General features: G+C 71.0%; 28 protein-coding genes. 16 read left to right on the top strand and 12 right to left on the bottom strand.

Going from position 1 to position 26846, the window contains the following annotated elements; all coding sequences use genetic code 11:
- Position 1: 1 nt before the first annotated feature.
- Entirely contained in the window at positions 2-400 is a 399-nt protein-coding gene (locus OG462_RS19690; protein ID WP_406059285.1) for a PLD nuclease N-terminal domain-containing protein, read from the bottom strand.
- Between the two features lie 89 nt (positions 401-489).
- On the opposite strand from OG462_RS19690, the gene OG462_RS19685 reads away from it, so the two are divergent.
- Genes OG462_RS19685 through OG462_RS19675 form a run of 3 tightly spaced genes read left to right on the top strand, consistent with a single transcriptional unit; the run spans position 490 to position 3555 of the window.
- Complete coding sequence (locus OG462_RS19685) at positions 490-1947, top strand: menaquinone biosynthesis decarboxylase (protein ID WP_406059284.1); 1458 nt, start codon at positions 490-492, stop codon at positions 1945-1947.
- A complete protein-coding gene (gene mqnP / locus OG462_RS19680; RefSeq protein WP_406059282.1) occupies positions 1944-2846 on the top strand; it encodes a menaquinone biosynthesis prenyltransferase MqnP in 903 nt (300 codons plus the stop codon). Before OG462_RS19685 ends, mqnP begins: the two co-directional genes overlap by 4 nt.
- Before the next feature lie 31 nt (positions 2847-2877).
- On the top strand, positions 2878-3555 hold the full coding sequence (locus OG462_RS19675; protein ID WP_406066618.1) for a UbiX family flavin prenyltransferase: 678 nt from the start codon (positions 2878-2880) through the stop codon (positions 3553-3555).
- Here OG462_RS19675 and OG462_RS19670 read toward each other — a convergent pair.
- Positions 3552-3689: a hypothetical protein gene (locus OG462_RS19670; RefSeq protein ID WP_406059280.1), complete on the bottom strand. Its 138-nt coding sequence runs from the start codon at positions 3687-3689 to the stop codon at positions 3552-3554. The genes OG462_RS19675 and OG462_RS19670 overlap by 4 nt on opposite strands.
- 133 nt (positions 3690-3822) lie before the next feature.
- On the opposite strand from OG462_RS19670, the gene OG462_RS19665 reads away from it, so the two are divergent.
- Both OG462_RS19665 and mqnE read left to right on the top strand, forming a co-directional pair.
- Positions 3823-4278 (top strand): Lrp/AsnC family transcriptional regulator, encoded by a 456-nt coding sequence (locus OG462_RS19665; RefSeq protein ID WP_266893047.1) that lies wholly within the window; start codon positions 3823-3825, stop codon positions 4276-4278.
- Between the two features lie 62 nt (positions 4279-4340).
- Positions 4341-5519 carry an aminofutalosine synthase MqnE gene (gene mqnE / locus OG462_RS19660; protein ID WP_406059278.1) on the top strand — a complete coding sequence of 393 codons (1179 nt, stop codon included), beginning with the start codon at positions 4341-4343 and terminating at the stop codon, positions 5517-5519.
- Positions 5520-5580: 61 nt separating this feature from the next.
- Here the strand turns inward: mqnE and OG462_RS19655 are convergent, their stop codons facing one another.
- Both OG462_RS19655 and OG462_RS19650 read right to left on the bottom strand, forming a co-directional pair.
- A complete protein-coding gene (locus OG462_RS19655) occupies positions 5581-6462 on the bottom strand; it encodes a helix-turn-helix domain-containing protein (RefSeq protein ID WP_406059276.1) in 882 nt (293 codons plus the stop codon).
- Positions 6463-6542: 80 nt separating this feature from the next.
- On the bottom strand, positions 6543-7076 hold the full coding sequence (locus tag OG462_RS19650) for a GNAT family N-acetyltransferase (RefSeq protein ID WP_406059274.1): 534 nt from the start codon (positions 7074-7076) through the stop codon (positions 6543-6545).
- A 144-nt stretch (positions 7077-7220) separates the two neighbouring features.
- Between OG462_RS19650 and OG462_RS19645 the strand changes: the two genes are divergently transcribed.
- The 5 genes from OG462_RS19645 (at position 7221) to OG462_RS19625 (ending at position 12580) form a co-directional block, all read left to right on the top strand.
- Positions 7221-7487, top strand: coding sequence for a DUF4229 domain-containing protein (locus OG462_RS19645; RefSeq protein WP_406059272.1), 267 nt, complete (start codon positions 7221-7223; stop codon positions 7485-7487).
- 420 nt (positions 7488-7907) lie between these two features.
- On the top strand, positions 7908-9227 hold the full coding sequence (locus OG462_RS19640) for a dicarboxylate/amino acid:cation symporter (protein WP_406059270.1): 1320 nt from the start codon (positions 7908-7910) through the stop codon (positions 9225-9227).
- A gap of 174 nt (positions 9228-9401) precedes the next feature.
- Positions 9402-9710, top strand: coding sequence for a hypothetical protein (locus OG462_RS19635; protein ID WP_406059269.1), 309 nt, complete (start codon positions 9402-9404; stop codon positions 9708-9710).
- 221 nt (positions 9711-9931) lie between these two features.
- Positions 9932-10576, top strand: a complete 645-nt coding sequence (locus OG462_RS19630) for a TetR/AcrR family transcriptional regulator (protein ID WP_406059267.1) — start codon at positions 9932-9934, stop codon at positions 10574-10576.
- Positions 10577-10696: 120 nt separating this feature from the next.
- Positions 10697-12580 (top strand): AMP-dependent synthetase/ligase, encoded by a 1884-nt coding sequence (locus tag OG462_RS19625; RefSeq protein WP_406059265.1) that lies wholly within the window; start codon positions 10697-10699, stop codon positions 12578-12580.
- Positions 12581-12583: 3 nt separating this feature from the next.
- Here OG462_RS19625 and OG462_RS19620 read toward each other — a convergent pair whose 3' ends face one another.
- From OG462_RS19620 to OG462_RS19610, 3 genes are all read right to left on the bottom strand, one after another.
- The gene (locus OG462_RS19620) at positions 12584-13237 is read right to left on the bottom strand and encodes a pyridoxal 5'-phosphate synthase (protein ID WP_406059264.1); all 654 of its coding nucleotides are present in this window, start codon (positions 13235-13237) and stop codon (positions 12584-12586) included.
- Positions 13234-14541, bottom strand: a complete 1308-nt coding sequence (locus OG462_RS19615) for an FAD-dependent monooxygenase (RefSeq protein ID WP_406059262.1) — start codon at positions 14539-14541, stop codon at positions 13234-13236. Before OG462_RS19615 ends, OG462_RS19620 begins: the two co-directional genes overlap by 4 nt.
- A gap of 108 nt (positions 14542-14649) precedes the next feature.
- A complete protein-coding gene (locus OG462_RS19610; RefSeq protein ID WP_406059260.1) occupies positions 14650-15825 on the bottom strand; it encodes a thiolase C-terminal domain-containing protein in 1176 nt (391 codons plus the stop codon).
- 105 nt (positions 15826-15930) lie between these two features.
- On the opposite strand from OG462_RS19610, the gene OG462_RS19605 reads away from it, so the two are divergent.
- The 3 genes from OG462_RS19605 to OG462_RS19595 all read left to right on the top strand — a co-directional run bounded on the left by OG462_RS19605 (position 15931) and on the right by OG462_RS19595 (position 18518).
- On the top strand, positions 15931-17166 hold the full coding sequence (locus tag OG462_RS19605; RefSeq protein WP_406059258.1) for an acyl-CoA dehydrogenase family protein: 1236 nt from the start codon (positions 15931-15933) through the stop codon (positions 17164-17166).
- Complete coding sequence (locus OG462_RS19600) at positions 17167-17637, top strand: nitroreductase family deazaflavin-dependent oxidoreductase (RefSeq protein ID WP_406059256.1); 471 nt, start codon at positions 17167-17169, stop codon at positions 17635-17637. It abuts the gene before it with no gap.
- A 209-nt stretch (positions 17638-17846) separates the two neighbouring features.
- A complete protein-coding gene (locus OG462_RS19595; RefSeq protein WP_406059254.1) occupies positions 17847-18518 on the top strand; it encodes a DUF4097 family beta strand repeat-containing protein in 672 nt (223 codons plus the stop codon).
- A gap of 124 nt (positions 18519-18642) precedes the next feature.
- Here OG462_RS19595 and OG462_RS19590 read toward each other — a convergent pair whose 3' ends face one another.
- Entirely contained in the window at positions 18643-19290 is a 648-nt protein-coding gene (locus tag OG462_RS19590) for a TetR family transcriptional regulator (RefSeq protein ID WP_406059252.1), read from the bottom strand.
- A gap of 320 nt (positions 19291-19610) precedes the next feature.
- On the opposite strand from OG462_RS19590, the gene OG462_RS19585 reads away from it, so the two are divergent.
- Positions 19611-20396 carry a VOC family protein gene (locus OG462_RS19585; RefSeq protein WP_406059250.1) on the top strand — a complete coding sequence of 262 codons (786 nt, stop codon included), beginning with the start codon at positions 19611-19613 and terminating at the stop codon, positions 20394-20396.
- A gap of 172 nt (positions 20397-20568) precedes the next feature.
- Positions 20569-23043 (top strand): PQQ-binding-like beta-propeller repeat protein, encoded by a 2475-nt coding sequence (locus OG462_RS19580; RefSeq protein ID WP_406059248.1) that lies wholly within the window; start codon positions 20569-20571, stop codon positions 23041-23043.
- Between the two features lie 31 nt (positions 23044-23074).
- On the opposite strand, the gene OG462_RS19575 is transcribed toward OG462_RS19580, so the two are convergent.
- Positions 23075-23683, bottom strand: coding sequence for a hypothetical protein (locus OG462_RS19575; RefSeq protein ID WP_406059246.1), 609 nt, complete (start codon positions 23681-23683; stop codon positions 23075-23077).
- A gap of 124 nt (positions 23684-23807) precedes the next feature.
- On the opposite strand from OG462_RS19575, the gene OG462_RS19570 reads away from it, so the two are divergent.
- On the top strand, positions 23808-24380 hold the full coding sequence (locus OG462_RS19570) for a hypothetical protein (protein WP_406059245.1): 573 nt from the start codon (positions 23808-23810) through the stop codon (positions 24378-24380).
- A gap of 13 nt (positions 24381-24393) precedes the next feature.
- Here the strand turns inward: OG462_RS19570 and OG462_RS19565 are convergent, their stop codons facing one another.
- From OG462_RS19565 to OG462_RS19555, 3 genes are read right to left on the bottom strand one after another with little or no spacing between them, the layout of a single operon-like run.
- Positions 24394-25170: an enoyl-CoA hydratase/isomerase family protein gene (locus tag OG462_RS19565; protein ID WP_406059243.1), complete on the bottom strand. Its 777-nt coding sequence runs from the start codon at positions 25168-25170 to the stop codon at positions 24394-24396.
- Entirely contained in the window at positions 25167-25592 is a 426-nt protein-coding gene (locus OG462_RS19560) for a Zn-ribbon domain-containing OB-fold protein (protein ID WP_406059241.1), read from the bottom strand. Before OG462_RS19560 ends, OG462_RS19565 begins: the two co-directional genes overlap by 4 nt.
- A gap of 5 nt (positions 25593-25597) precedes the next feature.
- Positions 25598-26740 (bottom strand): lipid-transfer protein, encoded by a 1143-nt coding sequence (locus tag OG462_RS19555; protein WP_406059239.1) that lies wholly within the window; start codon positions 26738-26740, stop codon positions 25598-25600.
- Positions 26741-26846 lie beyond the last annotated feature (106 nt).

Here is a 26846-nt window from a genome sequence, read left to right as displayed (position 1 = left end):
GTCAGGGCTTCTCGGGGGCGTCGCCGCCGTCCTGCTCGCGCTTCTTCAGCTCTTCCTCGCGGCGGCGGAGGTCGGCCTCCCAGTCCTCGAGGGCGGACGCGTCGTCGGGCAGGGCGTCCGGCCGAGCGGTCTTCTTCTCGTCCTTGAGGGACTTCAGGAACTCGGGGTTGTCGTCTGGGGCCACCCAGCTGCCCGCGCCCGCACCGCCCCGGGTCCGCGGCCGCCGGTCCTTGCCCGCGACGATCCAGCCGATCGCGCCGACCACGGAGAACAGCAGGACGACGATGGCCCAGACCGGCTTCGGAAGGTGCTTGACCTCTTCTTCCGGGGTGTTCAGGCAGTCGATGAAGGCGTAGATCATCAGAGCCAGAGGCAGGATGAACAGCAGCGCCCTGAACATGTGGGACAGCCCCCTGGAAGCAGCGATGGGGCTCGTTTCGACCGCCCCGGTGACAGGTCAAGCGTAGCCCGTGGCGGATACTGGCCCCTATGGCTTACGACGATCTCCGCTCGCTGCTCAGGGCCCTCGAGCGGGAGGGCGACCTCAAGCGCATCAAGGCCGAAGTCGACCCGTACCTGGAGGTCGGGGAGATCGTCGACCGGGTGAACAAGGCGGGGGGTCCGGCGCTTCTCTTCGAGAACGTCAAGGGCTCCTCGATGCCGCTCGCGATGAACGTCTTCGGGACCGACCGCCGGCTGCTCAAGGCCCTCGGCCTGAAGTCGTACGGCGAGATCAGCGAGAAGATCGGCGGGCTGCTCAAGCCCGAGCTTCCGCACGGCTTCGTCGGCGTCCGTGAGGCCTTCGGCAAGCTGGGCTCGATGATCCACGTGCCGCCGAAGAAGGTGAAGTCCGACGCCGCGCCCGTGCAGGAGGTCGTCCTCACCGGCGACGACGTCGACCTGGACAAGCTCCCGGCCCTCTTCACCTGGCCCAAGGACGGCGGCTCCTTCTTCAACCTGGGGCTCACCCACACCAAGCATCCCGAGACCGGTGTGCGGAACCTCGGGCTCTACCGCCTCCAGCGCCACGACAGGCGCACCATCGGCATGCACTGGCAGATCCACAAGGACAGCCGCAATCACTACGCCGTCGCGGCGGCGAAGGGGGAGCGGCTGCCGGTCGCCATCGCCTTCGGCTGCCCGCCGGCCGTCACGTACGCGTCGACGGCACCGCTGCCCGGTGACATCGACGAGTACCTCTTCGCCGGCTTCGTGCAGGGCAAGCGGATCGAGATGGTGGACTGCAAGACCGTCCCGCTCCAGGTCCCCGCGCAGGCCGAGGTCGTCATCGAGGGCTGGCTGGAGCCGGGCGAGATGCTGCCGGAGGGTCCCTTCGGCGACCACACCGGTTTCTACACGCCGCAGGAGCCCTTCCCCGCGCTGAAGATCGACTGTGTGACGATGCGGAAGCGTCCGCTGCTGCAGTCGATCGTCGTCGGCCGGCCGCCGACCGAGGACGGTCCGCTCGGCCGTGCGACGGAGCGTTTCTTCCTGCCGCTCCTCAAGATCATCGTGCCGGACATCGTCGACTACCACCTGCCGGAGTCGGGCGGCTTCCACAACTGCGCGATCGTCTCGATCGACAAGAAGTACCCGAAGCACGCGCAGAAGGTCATGCACGCCATCTGGGGCGCGCACATGATGTCGCTGACCAAGCTGATCATCGTGGTCGACAAGGACTGCGACGTGCACGACCTGCACGAGGTGTCCTGGCGGGCCCTCGGCAACACCGACTACGCCCGTGACCTCACGGTCGTCGAGGGGCCGGTCGACCATCTCGACCACGCCTCCTACCAGCAGTTCTGGGGCGGCAAGGCGGGTATCGACGCCACGAAGAAGCTGCCCGAGGAGGGCTACACCCGGGACGGCGGCTGGCCGGACATGGTCGAGTCGGACCCGGCGACGGCGGCCCTCGTGGACCGCCGCTGGAAGGAGTACGGCCTGTGACCACGGCCGCCGTACCCGGCGCTCAGCCGGGACGCACGAAGTCCTTCCTGCGGCTCGTGATGATCGAGCACTCGGTCTTCGCGCTGCCCTTCGCGTACACCGCCGCGCTCACGGCGATGTACCAGCTCGACCGGAACATCCACTGGTGGACGCTGTTCCTCGTCACCGTCTGCATGGTGGGTCTGCGGACCTTCGCCATGGCCTGCAACCGGATCATCGACCGCGAGATCGACGCGCGTAACCCGCGCACCGCCCACCGCGAGCTGGTGACCGGCGCCGTGTCCGTGCGGTCGGCGTGGACCGGGGCCGGGATCGCCGTCGTCGTCTTCCTCGGCGCCGCGGCCCTGCTCAACCCGCTCTGTCTGGCGCTCGCGCCGCTCGCCGTCATCCCGATGGTCGTCTATCCGTACGGCAAGCGGTTCACCAACTTCCCGCACGCCATCCTGGGCCTCGCCCAGGCGATCGGGCCCATCGGGGCCTGGCTCGCGGTGACCGGTGAGTGGTCCTGGGACGCGGTGATCCTGGGCCTCGCGGTGGGCGTCTGGATCGGCGGCTTCGACCTGATCTTCGCCTGCCAGGACGTCCAGGCGGACCGGGCCCACGGCGTGATGTCCGTCCCGGCCCGCTTCGGCATCCCGGCCGCGCTGTGGGGTGCCCGCGTCTCGGCGCTCGTCACCACGGGGCTGCTCGTCTGGTACGCCCTGGTGACCGATGCCGGTGTCTTCTTCTGGGTCGGTCTGGTGATCGTGGTGGCGGCCTTCGGCTACGAGCACTCGATCGTGAAGCCGCACGATCTGTCGCGGCTGAACCGGGCGTTCTTCACGGTGAACGGTTTCATCGGGATGGCGCTCTTCGTATGTGCCCTCCTCGACCTGCTGGTCCGCGGGCTCACCCCGTAGCCCCGGCCTGATGACGGATAGGCTCGGCGGCATGAACGACGGCAAGCGCACCCCCTGGATCGTGGGGGTTTCCGGGGCGTCGGGTACGCCGTACGCCGCCGCCGTGTTGAGGGGTCTCCTTGCCGCGGGGGAGAGCGTCGACCTCGTCGTGTCGCGGGCCTCGCGGCTCACGCTGCTCGACGAGACGGGGCTCCCCTTCCGGGACGCGCACTGGCGCGAGGACCTGGCGGCCTGGCTGGCGCGGGGCGCGGACGGGAAGCCCGGCACGTTCGACGTGGCGGATGCCTTGGGGGACGTGCGGTACTGGGCGGCCGGGGATCTGGCCGCGGGGCCGTCCTCGGGCTCGTACCCGGCGAAGGGGATGCTGGTGGTGCCGGCCTCGACCGCCGCGGTGGCGGGAGTGGCACTCGGGCTCTCGAAGGACCTGCTGCAGCGGGTCGCGAGCGTGACGCTGAAGGAGCGGCGGCCACTGGTGGTCGCCGTGCGGGAGACCCCGCTGAACGGTCAGACGCTCAAGCACATGGTGACGCTGGACGAGGCGGGCGCCGTGGTGCTGCCCGCCTCTCCGGCGTTCTACGCGGGGGCGACGCACATCCAGGATCTGGTGGACTTCGTCGCCGGGCGGGTGCTCGATGCGGCAGGGGTGCCGCATCGGCTGTACCGCCGGTGGGAGGGAGAGCTCGGTGGAGCGTCCCCCCGGTCGGATTAGCGCTTCTTGGCGTGCTTCTTCTCGGCGCGCTTCGAGGCGGCGGTCGACTGGTGGGCACGCGAGCGGTTGGCCATCTCCTGCAGCTCGCGCATACGGGCGTAGGCCATCTCGATCGTGTACACGGTGAACACCACTCCTGAAAGATCGTTTTTGATCTGCTCGTTGTGAGCTACAGATACTGAAAGATTCACAGGGTGTCGCCCCTGTGTACCTTAGATTCTACACCTAAACTCGCGGTATCGCTGGACAATGGAAGGCTTCATACCTATGGACGCCGTGGACAGGCAGCTCATCCAGGCTCTGCGTGAGAACGGTCGCGCCTCGTACGCCGAGCTCGGCCGGCTCGTCGGGCTCTCCGGCCCCTCCGTCACCGACCGCATCAACCGACTTGAGGCCGCCGGAGTCATCACCGGCTACCGCGCCACCGTCGACGCCGCCTCGCTCGGCCTCGGCGTGACCGCCCTCATCGGCATCTCCCTCTCCGACGCCGCCGACCACGAGGACGTGGCCCGCCGGCTCAAGGACCTCGCGGAGATCGAGGACTGCTGGTTCATCGCCGGCGACGACTCGTTCATGCTCAAGGTGCGCGTCGGCGACGTCGACGGACTGGAGAAGACGATCCGCCGCCTCAGCGGCACCAAGGGCGTCTCCCGTACCCGTACGACGATCGTCCTCTCCACGAAGTGGGAGAACCGCGTCGGAGAGCTGCCCGAGGAAGGCTGACGGATCGGCTGAGAGTACGGTTGGGGAGCTTTGAACTTGTCAGACCTGGGAGGCGGCCGTACATGACTGCATCTATCAAAGATGTGGGCCTCAAGCGCGAACTTGAGCAGAAGGTCCGGGACGGTGAGCGGCTGAGCCGTGAGGACGGCATCGCCCTGTACGAGTCCGACGACCTCGCCTGGCTCGGCGGTCTGGCCCACGAGGTCCGGACCCGCAAGAACGGCGACGTGGTGCATTTCAATGTCAACCGGCATCTGAACATGACCAACGTCTGCACCGCCTCCTGCGCCTACTGCTCCTTCCAGCGCAAGCCGGGCGAGAAGGACGCGTACACCATGCGCATCGAGGAGGCCGTGCGCCTCGCGAAGGCGATGGAGAACGAGAACCTCACCGAGCTGCACATCGTCAACGGGCTGCACCCCAACCTGCCCTGGCGGTACTACCCGCGCTCCCTCTCCGAGCTCAAGAAGGCCCTGCCGAACGTCTCCCTCAAGGCGTTCACCGCCACCGAGATCCACCACTTCGAGACGATCTCCGGGATGTCCGCCTCCGACATCCTCGACGAGCTCATCGAGGCCGGTCTGGAGTCGCTGACCGGCGGCGGCGCCGAGATCTTCGACTGGGAGGTCCGGCAGCACATCGTGGACCACCGCACCCACTGGGAGGACTGGTCGCGGATCCACCGGCTCGCCCACGAGAAGGGGCTCAAGACCCCCTCGACCATGCTGTACGGGCACATCGAGGAGCCCCGTCACCGCGTGGACCACGTGCTGCGGCTGCGTGAGCTCCAGGACGAGACCGGCGGCTTCCAGGTCTTCATCCCGCTGCGCTACCAGCACGACTTCGTGGACATGCAGGACGGCAAGGTCCGCAACAAGCTCCAGGCGCGCACCACGATGGCGACCGGCGCCGAGGCCCTGAAGACCTTCGCGGTCTCCCGGCTCCTCTTCGACAACGTGCCGCACGTCAAGGTCTTCTGGGTCATGCACGGCGTCCAGACGGCGCAGCTCGCGCTGCAGCACGGCGCCGACGACATGGACGGCTCGGTCGTCGAGTACAAGATCACGCATGACGCCGACAACTACGGCACGCCGAACAAGCTGGGCCGCGAGGACCTGCTGGAGCTGATCCGTGACGCCGGCTTCCGGCCGGTCGAGCGGAACACGCGGTACGAGATCATCCGCGAGTACCCGGGGCCGGACGCGGACCGGCGGGAGTCGCCGCAGGCGATGCGGTTCTGACGCTGCCTTTGGCACGGTGAAGGGCCGGTGGGAGTTCCCACCGGCCCTTCACCCGTTCCTGTCACGCTCCGGTGTGCTCCACCGGGATCCACAGCTCCGCCGCTGCGGTCGTCCAGTCCGCCGAGGGCCGGACCGAGAGGATCTCCGGGCCGGGCCGGCTCTCGTACGGGTTGGACGGGAACCACCGGGTGAAGACGTCCCGCCACAGGTACTGGAGCGCCTGCGGGTAGGGGCCCTCGTTCTCGAAGACCGCCCAGGTCCCGGCCGGGAGGTCGAGGGTCTCGAAGCCCTCCGGGGCGGCGTCCGGCGCGCCGGTCACGCCGTACCAGTGGTCGAGCTCGGCGCCCTCCTCGCGACTGCAGGTGAGGTGGACGACGGCCGAGACGAGCCCGGCGGGCGCCCCGGCCGACAGGCCCGCGAGCCGGTCCAGGGTCTCCTGGCCGAGGCCCCGGATCTGGGCGGCGATCGCCGGGTTCTCGCCCTCGTGCACGAGCGGGACCCGGGCCCTGCTGCCGACGATCCGGAAGGCGTCCTTGGCCACGGTGCGGTACTTCATGCTGCTGTTCCCTTCGACGACGAGGCGGAAGGACATCCGCGGCTGGGAGCGCAGTGCCGCTCCGGTGCGGCGGGCCTCCCCGGGGCCGACCCCGTGCACCGCGCGGAACGCGCGGGCGAAGGCCTCCCCGGAGCCGTAGCCGTACCGGACCGCGATCTCCAGGAGCGTCCGCTCCCCCGCGAGCACCTCGGCGCCCGCGACGGTGAGCCGCCGGCGCCGTACGTACTCGGAGAGGGGCATGCCGGCCAGCGCCGAGAACATGCGCCGGAAGTGATACTCCGAGGTCGCGGCGATCCGGGCCAGCTCGGCCGGGTCGAGGTCGCCGTGGAGCTCGGTGACGAGATGCTCCTCGATGTGGCCGAGTGCCTGGTTGAGCCGCTCCAGCACGTGGTCCGTCCTTCCCTTTTCCTGTCCTCACCGTAGGAAGGGCGGGCAGTCGCGCACCCGACATCCTGTGCCCGTTCCGGTCAGGTCAACGGCAGCAGCATGATGATGTCGTCGCGGTCGTCGCCGGGGGCGACCCGGATCGCGTCGGGGACGCGGCCGACCTCCTTGTAGCCGGACTTGGCGTAGAAGCCGTCGACGCCGGTGCCGCCCCGGCAGGTCAGCCGGACCGCCTCGATCGCCTCGAAGCCCTCGGCGGTACGGGCGGTGTGCTCGACCGCCGCCATGAGGTCGCGGCCGTATCCCCTGCCCTGGTGACGGGGGCCGACCATGACCGTGTAGAGCCACACCCAGTGCTTCATCAGGGGGTGGGTGTTGAAGGTGAAGAACGCGGTGGCGGCGATCTCGCCGTTCTCGTCGCGGCCGACGAGCAGACGCGTGCCGCCCTCGCTCATCGCGACGAAGTGCTTGAGCAGCGCGGGGCGGATCTCGTCCGGAGTGACGGGCGGGACGAAGCCGACCGCGCCGCCGGCGTTGGAGACATCGGCCCAGAGGGAGAGCACGCCGTCGCGCAGGGCGGGGTCGATCGCCGGATCCACCTCGAAGGTAAGGGTCATGAGCGTAGGGTATCTATTACTTTCGAGGTGCTCAAGGGGCCCGGGCCCGAGGCGTCCGGTGCCCCGTGCTTCACTGGAGGGGCTCTTGTCCCGTATGGGATCTTGGGAACTTTTCGGAACCTCGGAACGGAAGAGTGGGCTGACATGCTCCGCTACACGCTGATGCGTCTCGGCATCTTCGCCGGATGCTTCCTCGCCCTGTGGGGCCTCGTCTACGTCGGCGCGCTGCCGCGTGGACTCGGCGACTCGAACCTGCTCTGGGTCCTCGTCCTCTCCATCGTCATCTCCGCCCCGCTGAGCTTCGTCTTCCTGCGCAAGGTGCGCGACGAGGCGAGCGCCGAGGTCGTGGCGAAGGTCGACCGCGCCAAGGGCCGCCTGGCCGCGAACCAGTCCCAGGAGGACGCGCTGTAGGAGGCCGCCGCGGCCCCGTAAAGGCTGCGTAAGCTTCGTCACAGACCCGTACAACCCCGGACACCCCAGCCGGAGCTTCCAAGGCTCCCGCCTGGGGTGTTCTGCGTTTCGGAGGCGGAGAGGTGTCCGTACGCCTCAAAGAAGGGCTTTGAGGATCTCAAAGTTCAAGTGTTAACGTGTTCGACATGACGACAGCAGTGCGCCTCTCTCTTGCCGCGAGCCCCCCGCTCGTGGCGCGCCTGCACGTCGATCTGTGCCTCCCCCAAGCGCTTCGCTTCGCTCGTGCAGGGGGGACCCCCTGTATGTCCGCGGTCTGTTGCCGCGAGCTCTGACCCGGCATCATGCAGCGGCCCGCGTGAAAACGCGTGTGTGCCGCACCCCCGTCCCGTATTGCCCGATACGCACCTGTGGAGTGTGCCTGTGTCCGCGTCCGCGTCCGCGCCCGAGAAGCAGTCCCCGGCTTCCTCGCGCATACCGAAGATTCCCTTCTGGGCCCAGATCATCGCCGGTCTGGTCCTCGGCGCCCTGCTCGGATGGATCGCCCGCAGCCAGGACGTCTCCTGGCTGAAGGAGACCCTCGGTCAGGTCGGCGACATCTTCGTCCAGCTGCTGAAGCTGGCCGTCGCCCCGCTCGTGTTCTTCGCGATCCTGGTCTCGATCACCAACCTGCGGAAGGTGAACAACGCCGCCCGGCTCGCCACCCGCACCCTGCTCTGGTTCATGATCACCTCGCTGATCGCGGTGGCCATCGGCCTCGCCATCGGCCTGATCACCAACCCGGGCGCCGGCACCGGCCTCACCCCGCAGGACGGCAAGCTGCCGAAGCGCGAGGGCTCCTGGATCGACTTCCTGACCGGCATCATCCCGACGGACGTCATCACGCCGTTCACCGAGCTGAACGTCCTCCAGATCGTCTTCATGGCCGCCGTCGCCGGTATCGCCGCCCTCAAGCTCGGCGACAAGGCGAAGCCGATCCTCACCCTCTCCGAGTCGATCCTGGAGCTCCTCCAGAAGGCCCTGTGGTGGGTCATCCGCCTCGCCCCGATCGGCACCATCGGCCTCATCGGCTTCGCCATCGCCGACTACGGCTGGGACCTGATCGGCAAGTACGCGACCTTCACCGCCGACGTCTACATCGGCTGCGCCCTGGTCATGTTCGGCGTCTACCCGCTGCTGCTCGCGACGGTCGCCAAGGTCAACCCGGTGCAGTTCTACAAGGGCGCCTGGCCGGCCATCCAGCTGGCGTTCGTCTCCCGCTCCTCGGTCGGCACGATGCCGGTCACCCAGAAGGTCACCGAGCGCCTCGGCGTCCCGAAGGAGTACGCCTCCTTCTCCGTCCCGTTCGGCGCCACCACCAAGATGGACGGCTGCGCCGCGATCTACCCGGCGCTCGCCGCGATCTTCATCGCGCAGATCTTCGACGTGCAGCTCGGCATCGGTGACTACCTGCTCATCGCCTTCGTCTCGGTCATCGGCTCGGCGGCCACCGCCGGTCTCACCGGCGCGACGGTCATGCTGACCCTGACCCTCTCCACCCTGGGCCTGCCCCTGGAAGGCGTCGGCCTGCTCATGGCGATCGACCCGATCCTCGACATGATGCGGACCGCCACCAACGTCGCCGGCCAGGCGCTCGTCCCGGTGATCGTCTCCGCCCGCGAGAAGATCCTCGACCTCGACAAGTACAACGAGGCGTCCTCCTCGCCGATCGACGACCGCGAGCCGGTGGCCGTCGCCGCGTAGGACCCGCACGTCGCCTCGACGGAAGCGCCCCGGACCCACGACGGTCCGGGGCGCTTCGGCGTGCGGCCCGGGAGGCGAGGACGTCGGACGCTCCGGCGGCAAGATCGTATTTAATGGCCCGGCGTGCGTTCCGAGTTCGCGGAGCGCACGGACAACAGGGGGGGAATCATGCCCATGTTCGGGAGCAATGCCGCGCCCAGCGGCCTGAGGAGGAAGGTGGGCGCCCTCGCAGCGGCGTTCGCCATGGCCGGTGCCGGCCTGGCGGCCGGTGCCGCACCGGCTGCCGCCGGCAGCTACGGGCAGCAACTGGCCATCGGTACCACGTACTCCGACATGATCTTCGTGTGCGGGTTCAACCAGAACGGCGAGAACGTCTGCACTCCCTGGACGGACACCCCGGAGACGTGGACCTACTTCTCCGGCTGGTGGTTCCACGGGCGCGTGAAGATCATCGGCCACCGGAACGACGCACCGGCCGGGTGAGAACCCCTGGCGGGAGGCCTACTGCGACGTGCCGGAATCGCAGGCCAGCAACTGGTTCCCCTGCTACACCACCAGCCAGCTCTGATCCGATCGATCGGGCGGGCGTGTGGACGGACGCCCGGCCGGGGTTTCCCGGCCGGGCGTTCTGCGTGGACGGCGATCGGGGCCACGTAGGCTTTCGCGGGGCATCCAGTGGATCTTGGAAGCAGGGGTGGGTCGCCATGGCCGACGGGGCGAAGGCGCGGAGGTTGCCGCGGGCGGTGCGGGAGCGGCAGATGGTGGACGCGGCCGTGCGGAGCTTCGCGCGGCACGGGTACCAGGCGGCTTCCATGGACGAGATCGCCGAGCTGGCCGGGGTGTCCAAGCCGCTCGTCTATCTGTATCTGAACTCCAAGGAGGAGCTCTTCACCGCCGTGATCCGGCGGGAGGCGCAGGCGTTGCTCGCGGTGGTGGCCGAGGCGGTCGTCGACCGGAGTGCGCCGCCCGACGAGCGGTTGTGGGCGGGGCTCATGGCCTTCTTCACGTTCGCCGCCGAGCACCCGGACTCCTGGGCGGTGCTCAGCCGGCAGGCGCGGACGCAGGGGGAGCCGTTCGCCGGGGAGGCGGCGCGGATGCGGGACGAGATCACGGCGTTCGTCGCCGGGCTGATCGGTGAGGCGGCGCTGGAGGCGCGGGTCGGTGCCGACATCACCGAGCGGGACGTGGCCGCGCTCGCGCAGGCGCTCGTCGGGTCCGCCGAGTCGCTGGCGAGCTGGGCCAACGAGACGCCGGGGGTGACGGCGAAGGAGGCGGCCGCGACGCTCATGAACTTCGCGTGGTCCGGGCTCGGGAACCTCATGAAAAGCGAGCGCTGGTCTCCCCGTTGACTCTTACTTCACAGTAAGGTTACCGGCTAGTTACGCCATGCGAGACGTCAACGCGCCTCCGTGCCACCGCAGTTCACCGACGCACGACCTCAGTTCATCGCGAAGACCGAGGAGCCGCACGTGTCCGTCGTCACCGCACTGTCCGAGAGCGAACCGGTCGAGCCGCGGAAGACGCTGGTGGACGGGGTGGTGCGGGAGGTCTCCGTGCCCGCGCTCGTGCCCGTGATCCGCCGTGGTTCGCTCGCCGACCTGCCGTACGACAACGCCCGTCAGGACCCCGAGGCCGTCCTCTTCTCCCGCAAGGGGCCGCAGGGGGAGTGGGGGGACGTCACCGCCTCCGCCTTCGCCGCCCAGGTGCACTCCGTCGCCAAGGGCCTCATCGCCCACGGCCTCCGGCCCGGTGACCGGCTCGCCCTCATGGCCCGGACCACCTACGAGTGGACCCTGCTCGACTTCGCCGCCTGGGCCGCCGGACTCGTCACCGTCCCCGTCTATCCGACCTCCTCCGCCTTCCAGACCCGCTGGATCCTCCAGGACTCCGGCGCCGCCGCCTGTGTCGTCGAGGACCCGGCCCAGGCCCGGCTGGTCTCCGCCGAGCGGCGGCAGCTGCCCGGTCTCGCCCACCTCTGGGTCCTCGACACCGGCGCCGTCGACCAACTCCGTACGGCGGGTGCCCGGGTCGCCGACGAGGCCGTCACCGTCCGCCGGGGGCTGCTCACCCCCGAGACCCTCGCCACCCTCATCTACACCTCCGGCACCACCGGCCGGCCCAAGGGCTGCGCCCTCACCCACGCCAACTTCTTCGCCGAGGTCGACAACGCCGTCCGGCTCCTGCACCCCGTCTTCGTCTCGGAGAGCAAGGACCCCGCCGCCACCCTGCTCTTCCTTCCGCTCTCCCATGTCTTCGGGCGGATGGTCGCCATCGGCTGCATGCGGGCCCGGGTCCGCGTCGGACACGCCCCCTCGGTCGAGGGCGAGGAACTCCTCACCGACCTCGCCGCGTTCCGCCCCACCTTCCTCCTGGCCATCCCGTACGTCCTGGAGAAGGTCTTCAACTCCGCCCGCGCCACCGCCGAACGCGGCGGCAAGGCCGCCTCCTTCGACCGGGCCGCCCGGGTCGCCCGCCGGTACGGGCAGGAGGCCACCCCCTCGCTCTCGCTGCGGGCCGCGCGGGCGCTCTACGACCCGCTCGTCTACCGGCGCATCCGGGCCGCGCTCGGAGGCCGGGTCAGGTACGTGATCTCCGGCGGCTCCCCGCTCGGCGTGCAGCTCGCCGAGTTCTTCGCCGGCGCGGGCGTCGAGGTCTTCGAGGGGTACGGCCTGACGGAGACCACGGCCGCGTCGACGGTCACCCCGCCGCGGCGGCCCCGCACCGGCACCGTCGGCTGGCCGCTGCCCGGTACGGCCGTCCGGATCGCCGACGACGGCGAGGTCTGGCTCAAGGGCGGTCATGTCTTCGCCGGTTACTGGGACGCCCAGCGCGGGGCGGCCGTGCCGTACACCGACGAAGGCTGGTTCCCCACCGGGGACCTGGGCTCCCTCGACACCGACGGCTATCTGCGGATCACCGGCCGCAAGAAGGACATCCTCATCACCTCGGCCGGCAAGAACGTGGCCCCGGCCCCGCTGGAGGACTGGCTGCGCGCCCACCCGCTGGTCGCGCAGTGCGTGGTCCTCGGCGACAACCGCCCGTACGTCACGGCCCTGATCACCCTCGACCACGAGGGCCTGACGCACTGGCGGCGGATGCGGCACAAGGACCACCTCGCCCTCTGGGAGCTGACCCGGGACGAGGAGCTGCTCGGGGCCCTCCAGCGTGCGGTGGACGACGCCAACCGGCTTGTCTCGCGGGCGGAGTCGATCCGTGCCTTCCGGGTCCTGACCGCCGAGTTCTCGGAGAACTCCGGCCACCTGACCCCGTCCCTCAAGCTCAAACGACGGGCGGTGCTCCGGGACTTCGCCCGGGAGGTCGACGAGATGTACGGCTCCGGGGTGGACGAATAGCCGCTAGGGCCACAGGAGTTCGCGGGTCCAGGTGCCGTTCGTGCGGTGGTAGCGGAGGCGGCGGTGGCGGCGTTGTCCGTCGCCCTGGAAGAACTCGACCTCGGTCGGTTCGACGATGTAGAGCGTCCAGGTGGGGGCGTCGGCGTCCGGTTCCTCCTGTGCCCGGAGCCAGGCCTTCGCGCTCGCCTCCGCCAGGGTCTCCGGGGAGTCCAGGACCTCGCTCTGCCGGCCCACCAGGGCCGAGGCGAGGGCGCCGGTGCTGCGGGCGTGGAGGTCCTCGTACGCCTCCTCCGGAGTCCCGAGGGTGACGTGGCCCCGGATCCGGACCTGGCGGCCCTGGACCGGCCAGTAGAAGCCGAGCGCGGCTTCGGGGCGGGCGGCGAGCTGGCGGCCCTTCGCGCTGGTGGCGTGCGAGGCGAAGTGCCAGCCGCGCGCATCGGCGTCGTGCAGCATCACCGTACGGACGTCGGGCCTGCCGTCCTCGTCCACGGTGGCCAGCGAGAGGGTGTGCGGCTCGGTCTGGCCGGCCTCTACCGCCGCCGTGAACCAGTGGTGGAAGAGGGGGAGCGGCTCGGGCGGAGCGCCCGCCGGGTCGAAGGCGGGCAGCTCGGTGTCCCAGACCCGGAGGGAGTGGAGGGCTCGGTGGAAGTCGGTCATGCGCTCACGGTAGGGCGTGCGGTGGTGCCGGCGGTCGTCGGCACGGTGTAGTCGACCAGCGGGACCGCGTTCGCCGCCGCCTGGATCTCGTCGCGGATCTTCTTCGCGATGAGGTTCTTCCACGGGGTCTTCGGCAGCGTCCGCACCATGAACATGCGCAGGGCGATCTTCCACTTCGAGCCGACGGTCATCTCCTTGACGAAGCCCTCGGCCATCTTCTGGTTCCGCTCCACGCCCGGCCGCATGTGCGCCTCGTAGCGGTCGAAGGCGACGCGGTGGTCGCCGCCGGCCCGGGCCAGTTCGCCCGCCAGGACGTACGCGCCGGTGAGGGCGAGTCCGGTGCCCTGGCCGGAGGCGGGGGAGGAGCAGTGGGCGGCGTCGCCGAGGAGGACGACGCGCCCCTTCGACCAGCGGTCCATCTCGATGAGGGAGATCGAGTCGAAGTAGAGGTCGTCGGCGTCGGCGGCGTGGCCGAGGAGCCGGGGGATCTCCCAGCCGTCGCCGGTGAAGGCCTCGGTGAGGTGGCGCCGCTGGGTGGTGATGTCCCGGTGGTGGTACGGGAGTTCCTCGGGCGAGGAGAAGATGAAGAGGTTCTTCGCGTCGGTCTCGCCGGCCGAGCTGTAGACGCAGACCAGCTTCCCGGGGAGCGCGTGGTACGTCTCCCAGCGGTCGAGGCCCAGGTGGTTGGGGGCGGTGAAGATGGAGATGTACGCGCCGAGGTGGCGCTTGAAGCGGCTCTCCTCGCCGAAGACCAGCCGCCGGGTGTGCGAGTGGAGTCCGTCGGCGCCGACGACCAGGTCGAAGCGGCGTACGGTGCCGCTCTCGAAGGTGACCGTGACGCCGTCGGCGTCCTCGTCGAGGGCGGCGATCGAGTCGTCGAAGAGGTACTCGACGTCGTCGCGGGTCCGCTCGTAGAGGATGCGGGCGAGGTCGCCGCGCATGAGCTCGTCGTCCTCCTCGACGCGGCCGCCGAAGATGTCGGCGGACAGTTCGCCGATGGTGCGGCCGCGGTCGTCGACGTACGAACCACCGCGCATGTCCGTGGAGTTGGCGCGGATCTCGTCGAGGATCCCCATCCGGCGGCAGACCTCGATCGCGGTGCCGCGGATGTCCACCTTGTAGCCGCCGGCGCGGAGTTCGGGGGCGCGCTCGACGACGGTGGGGGTGAAGCCGTAGCGGTGGAGCCAGAGGGCGAGGGCGGGGCCGGCGACCGAGGCGCCGGAGATCAGGACGGTCCGGGCGGTCCGGGCGGTCTTCGCGGTACGGGCGGCGGTGCTCCGGGCGGCGGTGTTCTCGGTGCTCATGGCAGGACTCCTTGTCGGGTGGTGTGGGCCTTCCCCTGCCCACAGCCATGACTATACGGATGTCCTACACGCTTGTCTATGACGCTTGTATAGATCTCGGGATGGGGCTCAGCCGCGGCCCAGCACCACCGTCCCCGAGGAGCAGAACCAGCCCCCCGTCCCCGACGCCACCGCCACCTCCGGCAGGCTCCCGTCCGGCCGCCGCACCTGGAGTCCCGGCGCCTCCCCGCGCAGCTGACGTACCGCCTCGACGAGGAGGAAGAGCCCGCGCATCCCCGGGTGGCAGGCCGAGAGTCCGCCGCCGTCCGTGTTCACCGGCAGCCGGTCCTTCTCCCGGAAGAACGCCCCGCCCTCGCCCTTCGCGCAGAAGCCCAGGTCCTCCAGGGTCACCAGGGTCATGTAGGTGAAGGCGTCGTAGACCTCGGCGAGGTCGACGTCCGCCGGGGTCACGCCCGCCCGCTCGAAGGCCAGCCGGCCGCTGACCGCCGCCGGGGAGACGGTGAAGTCCTCCCACTCCGACATCGTGGTGTGGGAGACGTGTTCGCCCGTGCCGAGCACCCAGACCGGGGCGGTACGGCAGTCCTGGACGTACTCCTCGGCGACCAGCAGCACCGCGCAGCCGCCGTCGGAGCGCAGGCAGCAGTGCAGTTTGGTGAAGGGGTCCGCGATCATCGGCCCGGCCAGGACGTCGTCGACGGTGATCGGGTCGCGGAACATCGCCTCCGGGTTGAGCGCCGCGTTCGCCCGCGCCTGGACGGCCACTTCGGCGAGCTGCTCCAGGGTCGTCCCGTACTCGTGCATGTGGCGGCGGGCGGCCATCGCGTACTTGGCGATCAGGGTGTGCCCGTACGGGACCTCGAACTGGAGCGGGCCGCGCGACCCGAAGGAGAGGTTCGCGGTGCGGCGCCGGGCGCGGATGTCGGCGCGCGCGGTGGAGCCGTACACGAGGAGGACCGCGTTCGCGTGGCCGGCGGCGATCGCGTCGGCGGCGTGCGCGGCCATGACCTCCCAGGTGGCGCCGCCGACGGCGGTCGAGTCCACCCAGCGGGGCCGGAGCCCCAGGTACTCGGCGACCTCCACCGGGGCGAGGGTGCCGAGGCCCGCCGAGGCGAGGCCGTCGATCAGCGAGCGGTCCAGGCCGCTGTCCGCGAGCGCGCGCCGGGCGGCCTGGGCGTGCAGGGCGTAGGGGGTGGCCTCGTCGACCCGGCCGCAGTCGGCGAGGGCGACGCCGGCGACGGCGACGCGGCGGGGGCTGCGTGCGGTGCTGGGTGCGATGGTCGGCATGAATCTGACGGTACATCAGATTCATTCGAACGGGACCGGCGCAGCTCTGGCAACCAGCCCCGCACCGCCCTAGCATGACGCACCGTCAGAAACGGAGGGAGCCTCATGGACGCCGCCGACAGCGCAGCGCTCGCCGCCGGAACCGCCTCGCTCGCCGCCCCGCTCACCGAGGAGCAGCAGGAGATCCGCCGCACCCTGCGCGACCTGCTCACCGAACGGGCCGGGCCGCAGGAGAACCGCGCGGCCACCGCCACCCCCCAGGGGTACGACCCCGAGCTCTGGGCCCGGATGTCCGGCACCCTCGGCGTCGCCGGGCTCGCCCTCCCCGAGGAATACGGAGGAGTCGGCTGCGGGCCCGCCGAACTCGCCCTCGCCTGCGAGGAGACCGGCCGCGCCCTCGCCCCCTCCCCACTCCTCGCCACCAGCGTCCTCACCGCCCCGCTCCTGGCCGCCCTCGGCACCCCCGAGCAGCGCGCCGCACTCCTCCCACGGCTCGCCGAAGGCAGCCTGACCTGCGCCCTCGCCGTCCCCGGCGGCTCCCTCGCGCTCGCCCTCGGCCTGACCGGCGACAACACCGCCGAGGACTGGTCGGGCGGCGGCCGCGCGGGCGGCGTCCAGGCACGCGCCGCCGACGGGGGCTGGCGACTGTACGGGGAGGCCGCCCAGGTCCTCGACGGACACAGCGCCGGACTGCTGCTCGTCGCCGCCCACACGGGCGGCTTCGCCCGCAGCCGCACCCTGCTCTTCCTCGTACGGGCCAGGTCCTCGGAGGCTGCCGGTCTGGTCCGCACCCGCCAGACCACCCTGGACTCCACCCGGACCCAGGCCACCGTCCAGTTCAGAGACACCGAGGCCGAACTCCTCGGCGAGGAACCGGCCGACGTCCTCGGCGCGCTCGCCGCCACCGGCCGCACCGCCGCCGTCATGCTGGCCGCCGAAGCCGTCGGCGCGGCCCGGGAGGCCCTCGACCGAACCGTCGCCCACGTCGGCTCGCGCGAACAGTTCGGCCGGCCCGTCGGCTCCTTCCAGGCGGTCAAGCACCGGCTCGCCGACCTCTACGTCCAGGTCGAGGCAGCCCGCTCCCTCACCTACTGCGCCGCCCGGGAACCCGGACCCGGCCCGGACGGCGGGCCGCTCGCGCTCGCCCACGCCCTGGAGGCACTCCGCGCCACCGCAGGGGAGTCCATCCAGCTCCACGGCGGCATCGGATTCACCTGGGAACACGAGGCGCACCTCTTCTTCAAACGGGCCGCCTCCGACGAACTGCTCTTCGGGCCCGTGCGGCGACTGCGCGCACGGGCGGCGGAACGGACCGGACTCTTCGGAGAGGTGGCGGCGTAGATGCCCGTCGGACGCACACTGATGCAGAAGATGTCCTCGACCAGGACCTTCGCCCGGATCGGCCCGCACGTCGTGCCCGCCATGGACAAGGCCGTGCACCGGCTGACCAGGGGAAAGGTGCTGCTCAGCGCCCAGATGCTGCCCGGTGTGGTGCTCACCGCCCGGGGTGCGAAGAGCGGACTGCCCCGGGTCACCCCGCTGGCCTGCATGCCGGAGCCGGACGGCGGCTGGCTGCTCATCGGCTCCAACTTCGGCCGCCCCGGGCACCCGGCGTGGACGGCGAACCTGCTCGCCCATCCGGACGTCGAGGTGAACTGGAAGGGCGAGGACGTGCCCGTACGGGCGGAGCTGCTCGCGGGGGAGGAGCGGGCGGAGGCCTGGCGGGCGGCGCTGGAGTTCTGGCCGCCGTACGCCACGTATCAGGCGCGGATCGAGCGCGAGATCAGGCTTTTTCGGCTGACCCGGCGATGAAGAGCGTTCACTTCCATTTCATTGCAACGCAACGGCGTTCGGTCATTGCGTTAGCCTCGAAACCGTTGCAACGAAATCCTGGCATCTACCTGCACGAATGCCGATTTGGCGCAACGAGTGCGTTGCCAGACTCATGAACGCAACGTAGCTTTTCCTTCATCGGAAACGGCGGGCCCGAGAGTGGGCCCGCCCCAAGAAGGAGAAGAACCTTGCAGAAGTTCGCCACCACCGCCGCGATCTCCACCGTCCTCGACATCCCCGCCGGCCGCATCCAGCTCATCGCCGCCGACCGGGCCGACGCCACCGTCGACGTCCGCCCCGCGAACGCCGCCAAGGGTGCCGACGTGAAGGCCGCCGAGCAGATCACCGTCGAGTACGCCGACGGCGTCCTGCGGATCACCGCCGCCCCGGCGAAGAACCGGATCCTGGGCGACTCCGGATCGGTCGAGGTGACCGTCCAGCTGCCCGCCGGCTCCCACGTCGAGGCCAAGACCGCCGCAGCCGAACTCCGCGGCGTCGGACGCCTCGGCGACGTCACCGTCGAGGGCGCGCAGGGCACGGTCACGCTCGACGAGACCGCCACCGCCCGCCTCACCCTCCAGGCCGGCGACATCACGGTCGGCCGCCTCGGCGGCCCCGCCGAGATCAGCACCCAGAAGGGCGACCTCCGCATCACCGAAGCCGTCAGCGGCACGGTCACCCTGACCACCCAGTCCGGCGAGATCACCGTCGGCGCCGCCCGCGGCGTCTCCGCCACCCTCGACGCCGGCACCGCCTACGGCCGCATCCACAACGCCCTCACCCACACCGCCGGCACCACCGCAGGCCTCAACATCCACGCCACCACCTCCTACGGCGACATCACCGCCCGCAGCCTCTGAAACCGTCACCGCGACCGAGCCGGCCACCGTGACGACGCACCGAGAGACGGCGACGCCGACGGCGGTCCGTGGGGACGGGCCGCCGTCGGCGTCGACGACAGGACGGGTGGAGGGGGTGGTGGGGCTATCTGGTCGGCTTCTTGCCGGTGATGCCCAGATGCACCAACAGGGCGAGGTTCGGCTTGAGTTCGGCCTGCTTCACGCCCCAGGTCGTGAAGCCCTTCTGGTGGCCGGCGACCGCGGCCAGCATCGCCACGAGCGAGCCGGCCATGGCGGCGGGGCTGACCTCCTTGTCGACCTTGCCCTTGGCCTGGAGCTCCTTCACCGCGTCCGTGAGGGAGTTGGTGACCGAGTTCAGGATCTTCATGCGGATCTTGTAGAACCGCTTGTCGCCCTCTGCGGCGCCGAGGTCCACGACCCGGAGGATGGCGTCGTGCCTCCGCCAGAAGTCCAGGAATCCTTCGACGAGTTCCTCGGAGGTCTGCCAGCCGGCCTTGCCGACCCAGGAACGGCCGGAGACCAGCTCGGTCAACCCGGCGCCCTCCTTGGCCATTTCCTCCGCGATCTCGAGAACCGCTCCCTCGACGTCCGGGAAGTACTGATAGAACGTCGCGGGTGAAGTACCCGCCTTCCGGGCCACATCGATGACCTTGACGTCCCGGTAGGGCGAGGAGCTGAGCATCTCACCGAGGCAGTCGAGCAGCTTCTGCCGCGTCGCCTGGCCGCGTCGTCCGGCCACGCGGCCGTCGACGGTGCGTACTTGTCCTGTCATGCCGTCAGCTTACCGAGGGGGTGTCAGCGCGCGATTCGGCCGACTGCAAATGGGGTGCACCCCCCCGGCCACCCGTGTTCTGCGAGGTCGGCACGCGTGTCTCCGTGGACGCCGCGCCGACGGGGAGGGGCGGGATCGCGCCACTCCTGGTGGGTGGGGAGGACGGACGAGGGATCCCCGTACCCGAATAGACTTATGAACAGCCTGTGGACAACTTCGGTGGACAACCCAAGCGCCCCAAGGGTCCCCACCCGATAAACCGCCCATGTGTTCGCATATCGGGGCGTGCGGGTCCGTCCGCACCGTCCTAGCGTGGAACCATGGCCGCACGCACTGAGGGCACCCCCTGCTGGGTGGACGCGCAGCTCCCCGACCTCGAAGCGGGCAAGCGCTTCTACGGCGAGCTCTTCGGCTGGACCTTCGACCCCGACCGCGACGAGGCCCGCCTCGACGGGCGACGCGTCGCCGGACTCCTCCCCAAGCGCGACGGCCGCATGCCCACCACCTGGACGCTCTACCTCGCCACCGAGAACGCGGGCACCCTTGCCGTTCGGATCAAGGCCGCCGGCGGCCAGATGGTCATGGAGCCCTACCCCGTCGGGCCCTTCGGCGTCCTCGCGCTCGCCGCCGACCCCGGCGGTGCCGTCTTCGGCCTCCGCCAGTCCGGTGACGACGACGGCTTCGAGATCACGAACGAACCGGGCTCCTTCTGCTGGATGGAGGTGTACACGCGCCGCCCCGACGCCGTCGACACCTTCTACGCCACCGTCTTCGGCTACCTCGGCCGCCAGGCCGACGCCGAGGAGGAGGGCAGGGACGCCGGATTCGACTACCGCGTCTGGTCGCCCCCCGGCTCCCGGCCCGGCGACGACAGCGCCTTCGGCGGGCGCGCGGTCATCAGCGACGACTTCCCCGCCGAGATGCCCGGCCACGTCCTCGTCTACTTCACCGTCCACGACTGTGACGAGGCCTGCGAGACCACCGTCCGGCTCGGCGGCCGCGTCGCCACCCCCGCCTTCGACACCCCGCACGGCCGCATCGCCGTCCTCCACGACAACCAGGGCGCCCGCTTCGCGGTCCTCTCGGAGCCCGCCGACCGGAGCTGAGCGAGTCGGCCGGTACGAGCTCCGGTACGAGCTGAGGCATCCGCTCCGGATGGCTCCGATATGAACCGTGACACCCCGATCCGCCCCCGGGTTCGCAACCGGGGCCTCGGACAGGAAGAATCAGGGCCACGGGGCCGTACCCTCATGGCCCGTACGGGGAGGTGGCAGGCAAGTGGAACAGCTGACGCAGCACGACCCGAGACGTATCGGGCCCTTCGAAGTGCTGGGCCGGCTCGGCGCGGGCGGAATGGGCCTGGTCTATCTCGCGCGCTCGGCCTCGGGCCGGCGCGTGGCGATCAAGACCGTGCGCACGGAGCTCGCTGAGGACCAGCTGTTCCGGGTCCGCTTCACCCGTGAGGTGGAGGCCGCGCGGGCGGTCTCCGGCTTCTACACGGCCGCCGTCGTGGACGCCGACCCGCGGGCCGCCGTGCCCTGGCTGGCGACCGCGTACGTCCCCGCGCCCTCGCTCGAAGAGATAGTGAACGAGTGCGGACCGCTCCCGGCCCAGGCCGTGCGCTGGCTGGCCGCCGGCGTCGCCGAGGCCCTGCAGTCCATCCACGGCGCGGGCCTGGTCCACCGTGACCTCAAGCCCTCCAACGTCCTCGTCGTCGAGGACGGCCCCCGGGTGATCGACTTCGGCATCGCGTCGGGCGTCTCCAACACGCGCCTGACCATGACCAATGTCGCCGTCGGCACCCCGGCCTACATGTCGCCCGAGCAGGCCCGCGACTCGCGCAGCGTCACCGGCGCGAGCGACGTCTTCTCGCTGGGCTCGATGCTGGTCTTCGCCGCCACCGGCCACGCGCCGTTCCACGGCGCCAACCCGGTCGAGACCGTCTTCATGCTGCTCCGCGAGGGCCCCGACCTGGAGGGCCTGCCCGACGAGCTCCGGCCCCTCATCGACGCCTGCATGCAGATGGACGTCAGCCGCCGGCCCACCCCGGCCGACCTCCAGGCCCAGCTGGCCCCGCATCTCTTCGGTCCCGGCAGCGACGACAGCGGCACGGCCTCGGCCTGGCTGCCGCGCAGCGCCACCGACATGATCGAGACCCGCCGCGGCGGCCGCCCGGCTCCGGCGTCGACCGCGCCGCCGATGCCGCCGCGCCCGCCCCGGCAGCCCGCCGAACGGGTCGGCGACCCGCGCTTCCCGGAGCCCGCGCCCGTCGGGGGCGGCCGGCACGCCGAGCCCGCGCCCGTCGGCGGTGGCCGGCACGCGGGGCCCGCCGAGAGCGCGGGCGGGCCCGTACGCCTCGGCGGCGCGACCGTGCCGATCGGTCCCGGCCCCCGGGTCGCCGACACCCGTGCCGCGCTCGCCGTCGGCCGGAGCGCCGACGCGGGCCCGGCGACCGGCTGGATCCGTCCGCCCGGCGGTGGCCCGCACGGCGCGGACACCGGCCCGTACGCCGGAGACCACGGTTCGTACGCCGGGGAGCCCGGCCCGCCGCCCGGCTCCCGCCCGGTCGGCGTCCCGCCGCAGGGCTCCGACCAGGTCTCGCCTTCGGAGCCCGGCCCCTGGCGGCCGTGGCGGTTCCGGATGTCGAACGACGTCTGGGGCACCCCGGTCGTGGACGGCGACCTGTTGTACGTGACCTCTTTCGAGGTACACGCCCTGGACACCGGGAGCGGCCGGCGCCAGTTCAAGACCCGGGACGTGGCCTGGTCCATGGCCGTCGCCTCGGGCCGTATCCACGCCTCCGACGGGCCCACGCTCTACGCCCTCGACGCGACCGACGGCAGCGAGCGCTGGCGGCTGCGGACGGATGCCTGGGTGTACTCGCTGCAGGTCGACCGGGGGACCGTCGTCACCGGTACCCGCGGTGGCGGGGTGCAGGGCTGGGAGGCCTCCAACGGCGCCAAGCTGTGGGAGATCACCGGCGCCCAGACCGACTTCGAGACCCCGGAGGCGGGGCCCGCCGTGCACGGCGACACCGTGTACGTGTGGCGGGACGCCCGGCTCCAGGCCCTCGACGCCCGGACGGGCGTGGAGCGCTGGTCGTACCCGATCGGCGACGCCGCCTCCTGCGCCAACGTGCCCGTCCGGGTCGCCCCGGCCGAGGACGGCTGTGTGTACGTCTCCGCCGGGACCCGGGTCCTCTCGATCGACATCGCCGCAGGTCACGTCCGCTGGCACTTCGAGGCGCCGGCCGTCTTCCTCTCCCCGCCGGCGTTCGCGCCCGGCCCGGCGGTCACGGGCGGCGGGGTGTACCTCTCCGACCACCTCGGCACGGTGTACGCGATCGACGCCACCACCGGGCAGGACCGCTGGCGCATCGCGACCGAGCCGCGCCAGTCGGCCGAGCCGGTGCTCGTCGCCGACGGCAACATCCACGTCGGCAGCGGCAGCGCGCTCTACACGCTCGACGCGGTCACCGGCACGCCCCGGTGGCGGTTCGCGGCGGGCGCTGAACTCGTCGGCTCGCCCGTCGTCGCCGACGGCCGGGTGCACTTCGGCTCGGCCGACCACGTCCTCTACACCCTGGACGCGACCGGCGGTCAGCTGCGCTGGAAGCTCGCGACCGGCGGCGAGATCACCGGCTCGCCGGTGGTCAGGAGCGGCGTCGTGTACGCGTGCAGCAAGGACCGCTGCGTGTACGCGCTCGACGCGGTCAAGGGCACGGCCACGGGCCGGGGGGCCGCCGCGCGGTAGCCCGTACGGACAGGGACCCGCTGCCGGAGGCTTAGCTCTTCGGCGGCGGGTTCTCGCGTTCCTGGTCCGGGTCCCAGGTCGGTACGTCGAAGCTCTGCGTCGCCGCGTACGGCGCCGAGGCCTGCGGGTGGGCGCGCGGCGCCTCCAGGGTGGACGTGTCGTCCGGCGGCGGCCCGTCGAGCGTGGGGTGGGTGGGCCGGGGCGGCTGGTCCACCCGGTGCGGCGCGTGGGACCTGCCCGACATCACGAGCGCGCCGAGCAGCAGCAGGATCCCGCCGCCGAAGGCGTTCGCGACCCCGTCACCGAGCCCCGTACCGTCGCCGCCGACCGTGAGACTGCCCTCGGCCTGCCCGACCCGCACCATCCACAGAACGGTGAAGCCGAGGACGACGACCCCGGCGAGCGCGACGAGCAGCCGGGAGCGCAGCAGCACGCCGAGCAGGGTGAGGAGAGCGGCGAAGAGGAACGGCGCCAGGATCGACCCGATCAGCTCGCCCCTGTCCGCGGTGATGCCGGTGAACAGCTCGTCGATCGCGTAATCACGTCCGTGACGGCCGTCGTACCAGGCACGGAAGGGGCTCCAGACGGCGGCCGTCGCTCCGGCGAGAGCCAGCACCGAGCCGGCGATGTTGCGGATCATCGATCGGCCTCCTTGACGGTCCGGCTCTCGCTCACGACGCTACGCCCGGTGCGGGGGGCCCGCCACGTGGCATCTGAGCGCCGTTAAAGTGGCGCGGACACGACAGGGATGACGGGGAGCGACGATGGTGCGCACACGCTTGAAGCTGGCGGCGACGCTCACGGTGGTGGTGCTCGCGCTGACCGGTTTCCACACCGGCCACGGCAGCAGCAGCGGCGGCGGCAGCGGGAAGAGCAAGAGCGGCAAGAGCCGTGGCGGTGACTCCGACGGCGGAGGCTGCTCCAACTCCAAGAAGAGCAATGACGACTACGAGGGCGGTTCGGGCGGTTCCGACTCGGGTTCGAGCTCCGGCTCCGGCTCGTACACGACGGCCCCGACGCCGACGCCGGTCTCCGCGGCGCGGGCCGAGGTCGTGGTCGTCGACTGTGTGAAGCCCGCCGGGAAGAAGCGCAAGGGCAAGCCGGCCCGCGCCGCCGACACGACCGCGACTCTGAAGATCACCCCGAACGACCTGCAGGTCCGGGGGACGTTCATGGTCACCGTGGAGTTCAAGGACGCCAAGGGCGCGTCGGTGGACACGGACATCGTCGAGGTCACCGTCAACGGCGCCGAGAAGGAGTTCGAGGCCTTCGTACGCGACCCCAAGGACGTCGAACGGGTGAAAAGCTGCACGATCGGTGACGTGACCGAGCGGTAGCCGGACCGCCGCCTCAGCGCAGCCGGAATCCGGCCGGTCTCCTCGTGAACAGGTCCGCCTGTCGGTCGGCCGGGAGGTTGCCCAGGGCGACCAGGTGCGGCGCGTGCGCCAGCGCCTGGGCCCGGGCCGCCTCCTTCACCGACCACAGCGCCCGGACCGTCCCCTGTACGGCCTCCGTCGAGTGGCCCGCGATGACGGCGGCGGCCTCCCGCGCGGCGGCCAGCGCGCCGCCGGGCGGGGTCAGCTCGGAGACGAGCCCCGTCTCGTACGCCCGCCGTGCCGAGATCCGTTCCGCGCTGCCCATCAGGGCCATCCGGGCGATTTCCCCGTACGGCATCCGCTGCGCCATGTGGACGGTTTCGAAGGCGCTGACCATCCCGTAGGTGGTGTGCGGGTCGAAGAAGGTGGCGTCCTCGCCGGCGACCAGGAACTCCGATTCGCCGAGCAGGTAGAACGCCCCGCCGCAGGCCATCCCCTCGACCGCGGCGACGACCGGCTTCCACAGGTCGTTCGCCTTGGGTCCGATCGTGAGGAGAGGGTCGTCGATCGTGTACGGGGACGAGGGCTGCGGCACGTTCCCGGCAGCCGCCCGGTCGATGCCGGTGCAGAAGGCCCGCCCCCCGGCCCCGGTGACGACGATCGCGCGGACCTCGTCCTCGTACCGGAACCCCCGCCAGACGGCGCTCAGCTCGCGGGCCATCTCCAGGGTGATCGCGTTGTGCTTCGCGGCCCGGTCGAGGGTGACGACCGCGACCCCGGTCTCCTTGTCGCGCTCCACACGGATACTCATCCGCGCTCCAGGAGCCAGCGCGGGACGGTGACGCCGTCGATCTCGGCGAAGGCCACCTTCACCGGGGCGCCGATCCGCAGTCGGCTCGGGTCGACCGAGTTCAGGGGGGCGTCCGGGGTGGCGACCACATTGCCGACGAGGCGGATGCGGGGGGCGTCGGCGAGTTCGACGATCACCGCGTTGTACGGGGCCTGGGCGGCGTACTCGGGCAGGAGGGGCGGGTGGGGGAGCACGTACGACCAGATACGGCCGCGGCCGGACATCGGGCGCCACTCGCTCGCGAAGGAGTGGCAGTGCGGGCAGCAGGGGCGGGGCGGGAAGCGGAGCTCGCCGCAGTCGGCGCAGCTCTGGACGCGCAGTTCGCCCTGGGCGGCGTACTCCCAGAAGGGAGCGCCGTCCTCGTCGGTGACGGGAGTCAGCATGCGGATCAGCTCCTGAGGAGGATGGCGGACGTGGGGACGCCCTCGCCCGCCGTGACCAGGCAGGTGGCGGCGTCGGGGACCTGGGCGGTGGAGGTGCCGCGGAGCTGCTTCACGCCCTCGTTGATGAGGTTGAAGCCGTGGACGTACGCCTCGCTCAGTCCTCCTCCGCCGGTGTTGAGGGGCAGCCGGCCGCCGATCTCCAGCGCCCCGCCCTCGGTGAAGGCGGCGCCCTCGCCGCGGCCGCAGAAGCCGTAGCCCTCCAGGGAGAGCGGGACGAGCGGGGTGAAGGCGTCGTAGATCTGGGCGACGTCGACGTCCTGGGGGCCGAAGTCGGCCTGCTTCCAGAGGTGGCGGGCGGCGGTCCAGGCGGGGCCGGAGAGCGGGTCGTCGTTCCAGTAGTTGACCATTCCGTGGTGCTGGGCGGGCAGGCCCTGGGCGGCGGAATGGACGTAGACGGGCTTCCGGCGGCAGTCGCGGGCCCGTTCGGCGGAGACGATGACGCACGCCAACGCCCCGTCCGTCTCCAGGCAGTTGTCGAAGAGGCAGAGGGGTTCGCTGATCCAGCGGGAGGTCATGTACATCTCGCGGGTCAGCGGGCGTTCGTACATGATCGCGGCCGGGTTCTGGTTGGCGCGGTTGCGGCAGGCCAGGGCCACGTTGAAGAGGTGGTCGCGGGTGGCGCCGTACTCGTGCATGTAGCGGCGGGCGAGCATGCCGATCTCGTCGGCGGGGCGGAGCAGCCCGAAGGGGCGGGTCCACTGGCCGGGGGTGGGCAGCTGGACGGCGGTGTTCTTCCAGGGGCGGGGGCCGCTGCCCCGCTTCCGGGACCGCCAGGCGACGCCGACGCTCGCCTGTCCGGTGGCGACGGCGGCGGCGAGATGGCCGACGGTGGCGCAGGAGCCGCCGCCGCCGTAGCCGACCTTGGAGAAGAAGGTGACGTCGCCGGCGCCGATGGTCTTGGCGACCTCGACCTCGTCGGTCTCCTCCATCGTGTACGAGGCGAAGCCGTCGACCTCGGAGGGGTCGATCCCGGCGTCGTCGAGGGCGGCGAGGATCGCCCGGCAGGCGAGTGTCTTCTCCGTCTCGGGGAGCTGTTTGGCGAAGGCGGTCTGACCTATGCCGACGATGGCCGTGGCGTCCTTGAGCAAGACAACCTCCCCGTGTGACAGCGCTACTGACAGCGCGTCAGGTTACAACTAATCTGACGGATAGTCAGCTAAGGGGAGTGGTGGAGGTGGAGATGCGTCAAGCGGC

It is taken from the genome of Streptomyces sp. NBC_01077 (genome assembly GCF_045162855.1).
Taxonomy (GTDB): domain Bacteria; phylum Actinomycetota; class Actinomycetes; order Streptomycetales; family Streptomycetaceae; genus Streptomyces.
Note: the sequence above shows the minus strand (reverse complement) of the source record. Positions and strands in the feature narration are given on the sequence as shown.

Excerpts from the sequence above, each read along its gene's own strand:
- OG462_RS19690 (WP_406059285.1), bottom strand. The coding sequence starts at position 400 with ATGTTCAGGGCGCTGCTGTTCATCCTGCCTCTGGCTCTGATGATCTAC.
- OG462_RS19685 (WP_406059284.1), top strand. The coding sequence starts at position 490 with ATGGCTTACGACGATCTCCGCTCGCTGCTCAGGGCCCTCGAGCGGGAG.
- OG462_RS19675 (WP_406066618.1), top strand. The coding sequence starts at position 2,878 with ATGAACGACGGCAAGCGCACCCCCTGGATCGTGGGGGTTTCCGGGGCG.
- OG462_RS19665 (WP_266893047.1), top strand. The coding sequence starts at position 3,823 with ATGGACGCCGTGGACAGGCAGCTCATCCAGGCTCTGCGTGAGAACGGT.
- mqnE (WP_406059278.1), top strand. The coding sequence starts at position 4,341 with ATGACTGCATCTATCAAAGATGTGGGCCTCAAGCGCGAACTTGAGCAG.
- OG462_RS19650 (WP_406059274.1), bottom strand. The coding sequence starts at position 7,076 with ATGACCCTTACCTTCGAGGTGGATCCGGCGATCGACCCCGCCCTGCGC.
- OG462_RS19645 (WP_406059272.1), top strand. The coding sequence starts at position 7,221 with ATGCTCCGCTACACGCTGATGCGTCTCGGCATCTTCGCCGGATGCTTC.
- OG462_RS19635 (WP_406059269.1), top strand. The coding sequence starts at position 9,402 with ATGTTCGGGAGCAATGCCGCGCCCAGCGGCCTGAGGAGGAAGGTGGGC.
- OG462_RS19630 (WP_406059267.1), top strand. The coding sequence starts at position 9,932 with ATGGCCGACGGGGCGAAGGCGCGGAGGTTGCCGCGGGCGGTGCGGGAG.
- OG462_RS19620 (WP_406059264.1), bottom strand. The coding sequence starts at position 13,237 with ATGACCGACTTCCACCGAGCCCTCCACTCCCTCCGGGTCTGGGACACC.
- OG462_RS19615 (WP_406059262.1), bottom strand. The coding sequence starts at position 14,541 with ATGAGCACCGAGAACACCGCCGCCCGGAGCACCGCCGCCCGTACCGCG.
- OG462_RS19610 (WP_406059260.1), bottom strand. The coding sequence starts at position 15,825 with ATGCCGACCATCGCACCCAGCACCGCACGCAGCCCCCGCCGCGTCGCC.
- OG462_RS19605 (WP_406059258.1), top strand. The coding sequence starts at position 15,931 with ATGGACGCCGCCGACAGCGCAGCGCTCGCCGCCGGAACCGCCTCGCTC.
- OG462_RS19600 (WP_406059256.1), top strand. The coding sequence starts at position 17,167 with ATGCCCGTCGGACGCACACTGATGCAGAAGATGTCCTCGACCAGGACC.
- OG462_RS19590 (WP_406059252.1), bottom strand. The coding sequence starts at position 19,290 with ATGACAGGACAAGTACGCACCGTCGACGGCCGCGTGGCCGGACGACGC.
- OG462_RS19585 (WP_406059250.1), top strand. The coding sequence starts at position 19,611 with ATGGCCGCACGCACTGAGGGCACCCCCTGCTGGGTGGACGCGCAGCTC.
- OG462_RS19575 (WP_406059246.1), bottom strand. The coding sequence starts at position 23,683 with ATGATCCGCAACATCGCCGGCTCGGTGCTGGCTCTCGCCGGAGCGACG.
- OG462_RS19570 (WP_406059245.1), top strand. The coding sequence starts at position 23,808 with ATGGTGCGCACACGCTTGAAGCTGGCGGCGACGCTCACGGTGGTGGTG.
- OG462_RS19565 (WP_406059243.1), bottom strand. The coding sequence starts at position 25,170 with ATGAGTATCCGTGTGGAGCGCGACAAGGAGACCGGGGTCGCGGTCGTC.
- OG462_RS19560 (WP_406059241.1), bottom strand. The coding sequence starts at position 25,592 with ATGCTGACTCCCGTCACCGACGAGGACGGCGCTCCCTTCTGGGAGTAC.